The following is an 11206-nucleotide window of genomic DNA, read 5'->3' on the forward strand; positions in this document are numbered from 1 at the left end:
GAACGTCGCGGATCGATGGGGTGGCGCGGTCGCCGGGTCAGGACGCGGCGGTGCCGAACTGCTTGCGGGCGCGGGTGAAGAGTCGCGGCTGGTTCATGCCGAGCACGGCGACCGGGCGGCCCGCCCGCCGGTAGACGGCGAGGAAGCTGCGGTCGTCGGTGGAGCCCTCCTCCACCGTCACGCTGTCGGCTCCGGCGGCGTGTCCGACGAACTGGATCTTCACGCCGTACTGGTCGGACCAGAAGTACGGGGGCCTGGGCACGCCCGGTTCCGTCGCGCCGTGGGTCAGCAGCGCGGCGACGGCGGCGGCCGGCCGTTCGAGTGCGCCGGTCCAGTGCTCGACCCTGCGGTGGCCGCCGGCGCCCGGGTCGTACCAGTTGGCGCAGTCGCCGACCGCGACCACCCCGGCCAGGCTGGTGCGCCCGTCGGCGCCGCACTTCACGCCGTTGTCGAGGGTGATGCCGGAGCCTTCGAGCCAGTCGACGCAGGGGCGTGCGCCCACTCCGACGACGACGGTGTCGGCGGGCACGCTGCGCCCGTCCTCCAGCAGGACGGACTCCACCCGGTGCTCGCCGCCGAGCCCTTTGACGCCCACCCCGCACAGCAGCCGCACGCCGTGGTCCGCGTGCAGGGCGGAGACGACGGCGCCCATGGCCGGGCCGAGCGGTCCGGCCAGCGCGGTCGGTGCCGCCTCGACCACGGTGACGTCGAGGCCGAGGGCGTACGCGGTGGAGGCGACCTCGGCGCCGACGAAGCCGCCGCCGATCACCACGAGCCGGCCGCCCCGGGCGAGGTCGGCCCGCAGGGCGCGGGCGTCGTCGAGGGTACGCAGCGCATGGACCCCGGCGAGGCCGTCGGTGCCCGGCAGGGTGCGGGCGCTCGCTCCGGTCGCGACGACCACGCCGTCGGCGCGGACCTCCCGGCCGTCGGCGAGCCCGATCGTCCGGGTGGTGCGGTCGAGTCCGGTGGCGCGGGCCCCGAGCAGCCACTCGGCGTGCAGTTCCTCGTCGTCCCGCTCCAGCGCCAGGTCCGCCTCGCCGACGGTGCCGGCCAGGAACTCCTTGGACAACGGCGGCCGGTCGTAAGGGCGGTGGGGTTCGTCGCCGATCATGACCAGCCGGCCGTCGTACCCCCGCTGCCGCAGCGAGCGCGCGGCCGACAGTCCGGCCAGCGAGGCGCCGACCACGGCCACGGTCCTCACGCGGCTCCTCCGGCCAGGCGGGCGCTGACGCAGGGCGGCAGGTTGGGCGCGTCGGTGGACAGCCGGACGTGGATCATTCCGTCCTCGACCACGATCTGGTGGGTGCGGACCGGGAGTTTGGCCGGGGGCGCGTCCACGGCACCGGTGCGCAGGTCGAACGTCGAGGCGTGCAGGGGGCATTCCACCTCGCAGCCCTCCAGCCAGCCGTCGGCGAGCGAGGCGTCCTGGTGGGTGCAGGTGTCGTCGATGGCGAAGAGCTCGCCGTCGTCGGTGTGGAACACCGACACGGGCGGGTCGATGTCGAGCCGGTGGGCCTCGCCTCGCGGCAGATCCTCGAGACGGCACGCGGGAATCATCATGACACCTCGGTGCGTATAGCGAAACGGATTGCGATGAGCGCAACGCCAGTGTGGGGGCGGCCCGGAAGCGTTGTCAAGGAGTTCACGCGCCGGTCCCTGCGGGCCGCCAGGACGTTCCCCAGGGTATGCGGAAGTGCCCGAAAACCGGTGCTGAGCTGGGCAGACGAGGGCACCTCGGATACGGCGACGGCCCCGCCCGGTGCCGTCCGAGGGGACCGTCGCCGGGGCAGGGCCGTGGTGTGACGGGAGCGGTCAGCCGGCGCCGTCCGTCACAGGAGGACCACCGAGCGCAGGACGTCACCGTGGCGCATGCGCGCGAAGGCCTTCTCCACCTCGTCCAGGGCGATGGTCTCGGTGACGAAGGCGTCCAGATCGAGACGGCCCTGGAGATGGAGGTCGATGAGCATCGGGAAGTCACGGGAGGGCAGGCAGTCCCCGTACCAGGACGACTTCAGCGCGCCACCCCGGCCGAAGACGTCCAGCAGGGGCAGCTCCAGCTTCATCTCCGGGGTGGGCACACCGACGAGCACCACGGTTCCGGCGAGGTCGCGGGCGTAGAAGGCCTGCCGATAGGTCTCCGGTCGGCCCACCGCCTCGATCACGACGTCCGCGCCGAAGCCGCCGGTCAGTTCGCGCACCGCCGCGACCGCGTCGGCCTCCTTGGAGTTGACCGTGTGGGTCGCGCCGAGTCCCCGCGCCGTCTCCAGCTTGCGGTCGTCGACGTCCACCGCGATCACCCTCGCCGCGCCGGCCAGGTGCGAGCCGAGCACCGCTGCCGCGCCCACTCCGCCGCAGCCGATCACCGCGACGCTGTCCCCGCGTCCGACGCGGCCGGTGTTGAGGGCGGCGCCGATGCCCGCCATCACCCCGCAGCCCAGCAGCCCGGCGACCGCCGGGGAGGCGGCGCGGTCGACCTTGGTGCACTGTCCGGCCGCCACCAGCGTCTTCTCGGCGAAGGCACCGATGCCGAGGGCGGGCGCCAGTTCGGTGCCGTCGGCGAGCGTCATCTTCTGCTTCGCGTTGTGGGTGTCGAAGCAGTACCACGGCCGCCCGCGCAGACAGGCCCGGCACTGGCCGCACACCGCGCGCCAGTTGAGGATGACGAAGTCACCGGGCGCGACGTCGGTGACGCCGTCGCCGACCGCCTCCACGACCCCCGCGGCCTCGTGTCCCAGCAGGAACGGGAAGTCGTCGCCGATTCCGCCCTCGCGGTAGTGCAGATCGGTATGACAGACGCCGCACGCCTCGACCCTGACCAGCGCCTCCCCCGGGCCGGGGTCGGGCACGACGACGGTCTCCAGGCTGACAGGGGCGCCCTTGCCCCGCGCGACGACACCACGGACCTGCTGGGACATGGCCACTCCTCGGCTCACAGAGCTGGCGGGACGCCACCGGACGCATGTTGCCTATCACGGCACACATCTCGCGATTTGCAACACAGCATCGCGGAGCCCGAGGCGCCGGTCAAGAATCCGTCGCGACACCCGGACCCGAGAACGACTGCCGCCGGGTCACCGGCCCGGCCGTGGTGGCCGGGCCGGTGACCCGGCGGCAGTCGTGCCGGGCGTTCGCCGGGCGGTCAGTCCTCGTCCGGGGCGCGGACCACCACCAGGAACGCGTCCGTCTTCAGGTCCATCACCACCGTCGCCGGTTCGCCCTCGGCCCGGCGCTTCGCCGCGTACTCCTCGGCCGGCCACGAACCCCGGGGAGACCCCGCGGGAAATCGCTCCAAAACCATCGCGCCCATGACGGCCCGTCACCTCCTGAGTCGTTGTCCGCCGTACCGTTCGGCTGCCCCGCATCAACGCGGACATGCCCGAAAACGCCGGACACCGTTCACCGCCGCGCCGACACACCCGCCGGAGCGGGCCGTCTGCCGCGCGCATCGCCCCAGAGCTGCGCATCCCCAGAGGTACACATAAGGAAGAAATAAGAGCAGAATGCTCCTAAGCGGCGCATACCGCGCGCACCGGGCGCGGTCAGGCCTGCAAGTCAAAGGAGACGAGTCATGGCCAACGTCTCGCACGGCAGAAGTGACATAACCAGCCACCCCGATGTCTCCGAAATGCGGGAACGCTACGCCCGCATGCTCGGCGGTCGTGATGTGGCGCTCGTGGACGGACCGGTGTTCCTGCTCGGTCTGTACTGCGCGGCGTCCCCGTGGATAGTCCACTACGCGGCCAGTCAGCCCGCGCTCATGACCCACAACCTGATCATGGGCATAGCGATCGGCCTGCTGGCCCTCGGCTTCACCCGGGCCCCGGAACGCATGTACGGCCTCAGTTGGGCCATGTGCGCCATGGGCGTCTGGATGATCATCGCGCCCTGGATCGTCGGCAGCGGCCCGGACACGGGCGTCATCATCAACAACATCGTCATCGGCGGGCTCGCCCTCTGCCTCGGACTGCTGTGCGCCATGACGACGGCCAGGCGAACGCCCATGACCTAGGCCCTGAGCACACCGAGCGCCTCCCCCCGAAGGGAGGACACGGGGCCGGCCCGGCGCTTCGGACCGGCCCCGTCACCCGGCTATGCGGGTGACGTACCCACGGTGTCCGCCCGGTCCGTCGTGGCGAAGGAGATCCACACGTCCGGCGGCAGCTCCGGGCGCCCCGGCACCGGGCGGCGTTCCTCCGTCCAGGCGTCGCCCGCGGCCTCGGCCGCGACCCGCCGCCAGAAGGCGACCGCGCCGGGGTTCTCGTACTGGAACGCGATCTCCCAGCGGCCCGGGTGCCGGGCGAGGACCTCCCGGACGGCACGCGACCCGATACCCGACCGGCGCACGCCGCGCGCCACGAAGAAGCTGTTGAGCACCCGCAGAAGCGCGTCGGCTCCCCGGACGAACGCGAAGCCGACGGGGTGGCCGTCCAGGACGAACAGGTAGGGCGCCCAGCCGGGCGCGGTGAAGGCGTCCTCGACGCGCTCGCTGCGGAAGGTGCCGTCGGGACGGGGCAGGATCCCGCGGAACTCGGACAGGTCGTGGCGGAACATCAGCCACAGCCGCTCGACGACGGGGCGGTCCTCGGTGCGGGCGTCGCGGACGACGAGGTCCGCCCTCTCGGTGTTCTCGGTGTTCTCGGTGTCAGACATGAAAAAAGCCTCACCCGGCGGGAGTTGCTACCGCAGGGCGAGGCTGACGTCGTACGACGGAGACTACACCACGGCCGGTTCCTCGGGTGTCAGGTACTCCTCGCTCACCTCCCGCGGGCCGAAGGGCCACACCTTCTCGAAGCGCGCCCACAGCACGAACGCCACACAGCCGAGGGCGAGCCAGGCCAGGGACCACTCGATGGGGTGGCGGCCCGGGGAGTTCTTGTCGGCGTAGCCGTAGATCACGCACCAGCCGGCGAAGGCGACGACGCCGGGCACGGGATAGAGCCACATGCGGTACGGCCGCTTCAGGGCCGGCTGCCTGCGGCGCAGTACCGAGAGCGCCACGATCTGCGCCAGCGCCTGGACGATCACCATCACCGTGGTGAGCAGCTGGATGAGCGTGGCGAGGTCGGTGTGGCGGCCGATCAGGAAGCCGATCGCGGTGATCACGCCCATGGTCGCGAGGCCCAGCGTCGGGAAGCGGTGCCTGGGGTGCAGCTTCTCGTACGGCCGGAAGAAGACGCGGTCGCGGGCCGCGTCGTAGGGCACCCGGGAGCCGCCGAGCAGGCCGGTGAAGACCGAGGCGAAGGCCGTGACCAGGATCAGCACGGTCACGGTGTCGGCGGCCCCCTTGCCCCAGGTCTTCTCCAGGACCGCCGAGGCCACGGAGGTCGACGCGATGTCGGCCGGGTTCGTCATGCGGCGCCAGTCGATGACGCCGAGGGTGCCGATCTGGAGCAGCAGGTAGATCGCCATGATGCCGAGGATCGAGAGGAGGATGGAGCGCGGCAGGACCCGGCCGGGGTCCTTGATCTCGGCGCCCATGTAGGCGGTGGTGTTGTAGCCCAGGTAGTCGTAGATGCCGATGGTCAGGCCCGCGGCGAAGCCGAGCCAGAAGTGGTCGCTCGTCAGGTCGAAGGCGCCTGCCGGGTAGGTGAAGGCCAGGTGCGGGCTGAAATCGGAGGCCGCGGCGACGATCACCAGCAGCACCGAGGCGATCATCACCGTCCACATCACGGCCGTGATCCGGGCGATGTGCTCGATGCCCCGCCAGAGCAGGAGCACCACCAGGGCGATGACACCGAGCCCGATCAGGTCGCCGGAGGTCTGGCCCAGGCCGGGGGCGAGGTACCCCAGGTACTGGACGAAGCCGACCACGCCGGTGGACATGATCAGCGGGATGAAGAGCATCGCCGTCCACACGAACAGGAACGGCATGAGACGTCCGGTGCGGTACTGGAAGGCCTGGCGCAGATAGACGTAGCTGCCGCCGGAGCCGGGCATCGCGGCGCCCAGCTCGGCCCAGACCAGGCCGTCGCAGAGCGCGAGCAGCGCGCCGGCGACGAAGCCGATCACGGCCTGCGGGCCGCCGAACGCGGCGACCATCAGCGGGATGGTCACGAACGGGCCGATGCCGCACATCTGGCTCATGTTGATGGCGGTGGCCTGGAACAGGCCCACGCGGCGCACGAAGCCGCCTTCGGGTGGTGCGCTCGGGAGGTCGTCGGGACGGGCGGGACGGCCGGGACTACCGGACATGGCGGGGCTCCTGACACGAGGAGGAGGGAACGTCGGCCGAGGAGGCGGGATGGCCGATAAAGTTAAGGAGCCTTACTAGATGCGTCAAGTATGTGCCGGGAATCGGTGAGAATGATGCGATGGCCGTCCGTGACGTCGTAGAGCAGCAGGACCAGCCCTGGAGCCGGCAGCGACTGCGCAGCACCAACGAGCGGCTGCTGCTGGCCCGGCTGCGCACGCTCGGGTCCGCCTCCCGCGCCCAACTCGCCCGCGAGACCGGCCTGTCGAAGCCGACCGTGTCCAGCGCGCTGGCCGCCCTCGCGGCGGCGGGCCTGGTCCGGGAGGTCGGCACCCACGCCCCGGAGCGGGGCCGCACCGCCGTGCTGTACGCGCCCGACCCGGCGGCGGGGCACGTCCTCGGCGTAGACGTGGGCCGGGGCTGGCTGCGGGTGGCGGTCGCCGACCTCGACGGCACCCTGGTCGCCCGCTCGGACGTGCGCAACCGGGCCCGCGGCTCGGCCGCCATGGCCGACCTGCTGGTCACCGCGGCACGACGGGCCGTGGCCGACTCGGGGGTCGACCCGGCCGAGGTGGTGCACGGGGTGGTGGGCACCCCGGGCGTGTACGACGAGCGGCAGCGGCGGGTGCGGTACGCGATGCATCTGCCCGGGTGGGGCCGCGTGGGGCTGTTCGACCGGATGCGCGAGGAGCTGGGCGTCCCGCTGGAGGTGCACAACGACGCCAACCTGGCGGCGCTCGGCGAGTACACGTACGGCGTCGGGGCGGGCAGCCGGCTGTTCGCGTACATCATGATCGGCACCGGTCTGGGCATGGGGGTGGTCAGCGAGGGACGGCTGTTCACCGGGGCGCACGGGCTCGCCGGGGAGATAGGGTTCCTGCCCTGGCCCGGCCGGCCCGAGCCGGAGCGGCTGGAGGACGCGGTGTCGGGGGAGGCCGTGGTCGGCGCGGCGCGGCGGTTCGGGATGAGCGGGCAGCTCACCGCGAAGTCCGTGTTCGAGGCGGCGCGGCAGGGCGACCCGGCCGCCGTGCGGGCGGTACGGCTCGAAGGCGAGCGGATCGCGCACACGGTGGCGGCGGCCGCGGCCGTGCTCGATCCCGATCTGGTGGTGCTGGGCGGCGGCGTCGGACACAGCGTCGACCTGCTGCTGCGTCCGGTGCGCGAGCACCTGCGCGCGCTCACCCCGCTGCGCCCGAAGCTCGCGCCCGGCCGGCTCGGCGAGGACGCGGTGCTGCTCGGGGCCGTGGCCACCGCGCTGGGCACCGCCCGTGACCTGGTCTTCGAGCGCCGGTCGGCGGCGTCCTGAATCCGACGGCGGCAACGCGCGCGGTGGCGCCGATGATTGACACCCCCTCCTCGGGACCTTAGCTTGAGCCGGGTTAGTAAAGTTTCCTAACTTTACGAGCCTGGAGACCGCCGTGTTCCCTCGCCCCGCCCCCGGACACCGCCTCGCCACCCATCGCCTCGCCACCGCCGCCGTGGCCCTGGGTCTGCTCTGCTCACTCAACACGAGCGCGTGGGCCGGCGCCAGGAACCCGGCCGGTGCCACCGCCCACTCCCCCACGTACGGCCACCCGCGGATCACCCGGGTGCCGTCCGCCGCCGGGTCCGAGACCCCGCTGTCCGGCTACGCGATCCGGTCGACGGCCGACGTGGGCGACTCCGCGGCGGCGGTCTCCTCCCCCGGCTACCCGGCGACGGGCTGGTACCCGGCGGGCCCGCGCTCCACGGTCCTGGCCGCGCTGCTCGCCGACGGCGTCTACGACGACCCGTTCGTCTCCACCCGTCTCCAGAAGATCCCCAAGGCGCCCTTCCAGGTCCCCTGGTGGTTCCGGAGCGACTTCACGGTGACGGACCCCTCGCGCCGCACCTACCTGGACTTCAGCGGAGTGATCTCGGCGGCCGACGTGTACGTCAACGGCCACCGGGTCGCCACGACCGACGAGGTCACCGGTGCCTACACCCGCCACGAACTGGACGTCACCTCCCTGGTGACGGCGGGCACGAACACGGTCGCCTTCCGCGTCCAGCCCAACGACCCGAACAAGAACCTCACCATGGGCTGGCTCGACTGGCTCCAGCCGCCGCCCGACCAGAACATGGGCATCGTCCGTGACGTGCTGGTCCGGCGCGGCGGCCCGGTCGCGCTGCGGGACGCCCACGTGGTGACGAAACTTGCGGTGCCGTCCCTCGCGACGGCCGACCTGACGGTACAGGCGCAGGCCCGCAACGACTCCGCCGCACCGGTCACCGCCGAGCTCTCCGGCACGGTCGCCGGTGTGGCCCTCACCAGGTCGGTCACGCTCGCCGCGCACGAGACCAGGACCGTCACCTTCACCCCCGCGGACACCCCGGAACTGCACCTGGCCTCCCCCAAGGTGTGGTGGCCCGCGGGGATGGGCGGCCAGCCGCTGTACGCCCTCGCTCTCACCGCCTCGGTCGCCGGCACGGTCTCGGACAGCACCCACGAGACCTTCGGCATCCGGGACGTGCGGGCCCCGCTGAACCCCGACGGCGCCCGCCAGTACTCGATCAACGGCCGCCGGCTGCTGATCAAGGGCGGCGGCTGGTCACCGGACGAGTTCCTGCGCTGGGACGACACCTACACCGAGGACCGCCTCAGGTACGCCCTCGACCTGGGCCTCAACGCCATCCGGCTGGAGGGCCACATCGAACCCGACGAGTTCTTCGACCTCGCCGACCGCCTCGGCGTCCTCACCCTGCCCGGCTGGGAGTGCTGCGACAAGTGGGAGGGGCAGACCAACCCCGGCGAGAGCGGCGAGAAGTGGACCGCCGCCGACTACCAGGTCGCCCAGGCCTCGATGGCCGCCGAGGCCGCCCGGCTGCGTGACCACCCGAGCGTGATCTCCTTCCTGATCGGCAGCGACGCCGCGCCCGACGCGAAGATCGAGAAGAACTATCTGGACGCCTTGGCCGCCGCCGACTGGCCCGTCCCGGTGGTCCCCGCCGCCTCCGCCAAATCCGCACCGCAGCTGGGCGGTTCGGGCATGAAGATGACCGGCCCCTACGACTGGGTCCCGCCGTCCTACTGGTACGCCAAGCGGGAGGGCGGCGCCACCGGCTTCAACTCCGAGACCAGCGCCGGTCCGGACATCCCGACCCTGGACACGCTGCGCCGCATGATGACCCCGGCCGAACTCGACACCCTCTGGAAGAACCCGGACGCCAAGCAGTACCACCGCTCGCCGTCCGCGACCTTCGGCACCCTCAAGGTCTACGACACGGCCCTCACCGGCCGTTACGGCGCCCCGAAGAGCCTCGCCGACTACGTGCGCAAGGCCCAGCTAGCCCAGTACGAGAACGTCCGCGCCCAGTACGAGGCCTACGAGCGCAACCAGACCGACGCCTCCAAGCCGTCGACCGGCGTGATCTACTGGATGTTCAACAGCGGCTGGACGTCCCTGCACTGGCAGCTGATGGACCGTTACCTCGACCAGGGCGGCGCCTACTTCGGTGCGAAGAAGGCCAACGAACCCCTGCACGTGCAGTACTCCTACGACGACCGCTCGGTGGTCGTGGTGAACAACCGGCACGCGTCGGCGTCGGGCCTCACCGCACGGGCGACCCTGTTCGATCCGGACGGGACCCAGAGGTACGACCGGACCGTCACCGGTGTCACGGTCCAGGGCGACGGCGCGCACAGCACCGCGCTCACCCTGCCGGCGTCGGTGAGCGGACGGTCCGCCACCTATCTGGCACGGCTGGTCCTCACGGACGCCGACGGCAAGGAGGTCAGCCGCAACGTCTACTGGCTCTCCACCAAGCCCGACACCCTCGACTGGGCGAAGACCGACTGGTGGCACACGCCGACGACCGGTGACGCCGACCTGACCGGACTGTCCTCGATGCCCCAGGTGCCGGTCACGGCGACGGCGTCGACGACCGAGGCGGACGGCACGTCCACCACCACGGTCACGATCCGCGACGCGGGCACGGGCAGCACCCCGTCCCTGCTGACGGACGTCCATCTGGTCGACGCGAACGGCAAGCCCGTGCTGCCGGTCCGGTGGTCGGACAACGAGGTCAGCCTGTGGCCGGGCGAGACGGCGACCCTGACGGCCACCTACCGGACCGCCGATCTGCACGGCTCGGCCCCCCAGGTGCGGGTCTCCGGTTGGAACGCGGTGGAGCGGACGGTTCCGGCGGGCGCGCCGGAACCGTCCCCCTCGCTCAGCTCACGGTGAGCGCGGTGTCGTCGACGACGAAGGACGTCTGGAGGGTCGAGCCCTCGACACCGGTGAACTTGATGGTGGCCGTGGTGCCGGCCAGGGAGGAGACGTCGAAGCTCTTGAGGACGTATCCGGAGGCCGCGTCGAGGTTGGAGTACGTGGCCAGGGTGGTCGATCCGGCCGTGACGGTCAGCTTGTCGTAGGCCGTGCTCGTGGTGGTCTCCGCGGTGTCCACGTGCAGGTAGAAACTGAGCGTCGCGGAGCAGCCGGCCGGAATGGTCACCGACTGGGACAGCGTGTCGGTGTGGGCGGAACCGTAGCCGTCCAGCCAGGCCTTGTAGGAGCCGGTGCGGGCCGCCTCGCTGCTGGAGTTGGTGATGACGCCGCTGCCGGCGGTCCAGGTGGTGTTGCCGGACTCGAAGCCGGGGTTGCCGAGGAGCTGGGCGGAGGTGCAGGTGCCACCACCACCGCCGCCGCCTCCGCCACCGCCGCTGCTGCCGCCGCTCGCGCCGGCGAGCCACGCAGTGGCGTTCAGGGCGAGCGCCGCGTTGGTGGCACCGGAGTCGTTCCAGCCGTCGTACAGCGTGTTGCCGGATTGGCCGGTGCCGTCGTCGATGGGCGAGCTGTCACCCCAGAAGGCGACCCGGCCGCTGCCGAAGGTGCTGGTGAGGAAGAAGGCGCCGGTGTTGCCGGAGTAGCCGCTGCGGTACACCAGGCCCTTGACGTTCGCATTGTCGGAGGGCTTGAGGGTGGCGGTGGTGCCGTCGGCGATCAGGCTCTTGGTGACCGTGCCGAAGGAGCCGTGCAGCACCGGGTCGCCGCTGTC

9 protein-coding genes and 1 pseudogene are annotated in these 11206 nt (G+C 71.8%); 3 read left to right on the forward strand and 7 right to left on the reverse strand.

Going from position 1 to position 11206, the window contains the following annotated elements; all coding sequences use genetic code 11:
- Positions 1–37: 37 nt before the first annotated feature.
- The 4 genes from AB0958_RS28650 to AB0958_RS28665 all read right to left on the reverse strand — a co-directional run bounded on the left by AB0958_RS28650 (position 38) and on the right by AB0958_RS28665 (position 3307).
- A complete protein-coding gene (locus tag AB0958_RS28650) occupies positions 38–1201 on the reverse strand; it encodes an FAD-dependent oxidoreductase (protein ID WP_366893370.1) in 1164 nt (387 codons plus the stop codon).
- Positions 1198–1560 carry a bifunctional 3-phenylpropionate/cinnamic acid dioxygenase ferredoxin subunit gene (locus AB0958_RS28655; RefSeq protein ID WP_366893371.1) on the reverse strand — a complete coding sequence of 121 codons (363 nt, stop codon included), beginning with the start codon at positions 1558–1560 and terminating at the stop codon, positions 1198–1200. Before AB0958_RS28655 ends, AB0958_RS28650 begins: the two co-directional genes overlap by 4 nt.
- 269 nt (positions 1561–1829) lie before the next feature.
- Entirely contained in the window at positions 1830–2915 is a 1086-nt protein-coding gene (locus tag AB0958_RS28660) for an S-(hydroxymethyl)mycothiol dehydrogenase (RefSeq protein WP_366893372.1), read from the reverse strand.
- Positions 2916–3139: 224 nt separating this feature from the next.
- Positions 3140–3307, reverse strand: coding sequence for a hypothetical protein (locus tag AB0958_RS28665; protein WP_358982135.1), 168 nt, complete (start codon positions 3305–3307; stop codon positions 3140–3142).
- Between the two features lie 261 nt (positions 3308–3568).
- Between AB0958_RS28665 and AB0958_RS28670 the strand changes: the two genes are divergently transcribed.
- On the forward strand, positions 3569–4009 hold the full coding sequence (locus tag AB0958_RS28670) for an SPW repeat protein (RefSeq protein WP_366893373.1): 441 nt from the start codon (positions 3569–3571) through the stop codon (positions 4007–4009).
- Between the two features lie 80 nt (positions 4010–4089).
- Here AB0958_RS28670 and AB0958_RS28675 read toward each other — a convergent pair whose 3' ends face one another.
- Together AB0958_RS28675 and AB0958_RS28680 are read right to left on the reverse strand one after the other, a co-directional pair.
- On the reverse strand, positions 4090–4650 hold the full coding sequence (locus tag AB0958_RS28675) for a GNAT family N-acetyltransferase (protein ID WP_366893374.1): 561 nt from the start codon (positions 4648–4650) through the stop codon (positions 4090–4092).
- A 63-nt stretch (positions 4651–4713) separates the two neighbouring features.
- A complete protein-coding gene (locus tag AB0958_RS28680; protein ID WP_366893375.1) occupies positions 4714–6192 on the reverse strand; it encodes an APC family permease in 1479 nt (492 codons plus the stop codon).
- Positions 6193–6311: 119 nt separating this feature from the next.
- On the opposite strand from AB0958_RS28680, the gene AB0958_RS28685 reads away from it, so the two are divergent.
- On the forward strand, positions 6312–7496 hold the full coding sequence (locus AB0958_RS28685; RefSeq protein WP_366893376.1) for an ROK family protein: 1185 nt from the start codon (positions 6312–6314) through the stop codon (positions 7494–7496).
- A 112-nt stretch (positions 7497–7608) separates the two neighbouring features.
- Entirely contained in the window at positions 7609–10395 is a 2787-nt protein-coding gene (locus AB0958_RS28690; protein ID WP_366893377.1) for an exo-beta-D-glucosaminidase, read from the forward strand.
- On the opposite strand, the pseudogene AB0958_RS28695 reads toward AB0958_RS28690, so the two are convergent.
- Positions 10382–11206 (reverse strand): annotated as a pseudogene (locus tag AB0958_RS28695) (hydrolase); the annotation flags it as partial. The gene AB0958_RS28690 and the pseudogene AB0958_RS28695 overlap by 14 nt on opposite strands.

This window comes from Streptomyces sp. NPDC006655 (assembly GCF_040703965.1).
Lineage (GTDB): Bacteria > Actinomycetota > Actinomycetes > Streptomycetales > Streptomycetaceae > Streptomyces.

What these genes read in the sequence shown, in the direction of transcription:
- AB0958_RS28655 (WP_366893371.1), bottom strand. Translation starts at nt 1,560, where the DNA reads ATGATGATTCCCGCGTGCCGTCTCGAGGATCTGCCGCGAGGCGAGGCC.
- AB0958_RS28660 (WP_366893372.1), bottom strand. Translation starts at nt 2,915, where the DNA reads ATGTCCCAGCAGGTCCGTGGTGTCGTCGCGCGGGGCAAGGGCGCCCCT.
- AB0958_RS28665 (WP_358982135.1), bottom strand. Translation starts at nt 3,307, where the DNA reads ATGGGCGCGATGGTTTTGGAGCGATTTCCCGCGGGGTCTCCCCGGGGT.
- AB0958_RS28670 (WP_366893373.1), top strand. Translation starts at nt 3,569, where the DNA reads ATGGCCAACGTCTCGCACGGCAGAAGTGACATAACCAGCCACCCCGAT.
- AB0958_RS28675 (WP_366893374.1), bottom strand. Translation starts at nt 4,650, where the DNA reads ATGTCTGACACCGAGAACACCGAGAACACCGAGAGGGCGGACCTCGTC.
- AB0958_RS28680 (WP_366893375.1), bottom strand. Translation starts at nt 6,192, where the DNA reads ATGTCCGGTAGTCCCGGCCGTCCCGCCCGTCCCGACGACCTCCCGAGC.
- AB0958_RS28685 (WP_366893376.1), top strand. Translation starts at nt 6,312, where the DNA reads ATGGCCGTCCGTGACGTCGTAGAGCAGCAGGACCAGCCCTGGAGCCGG.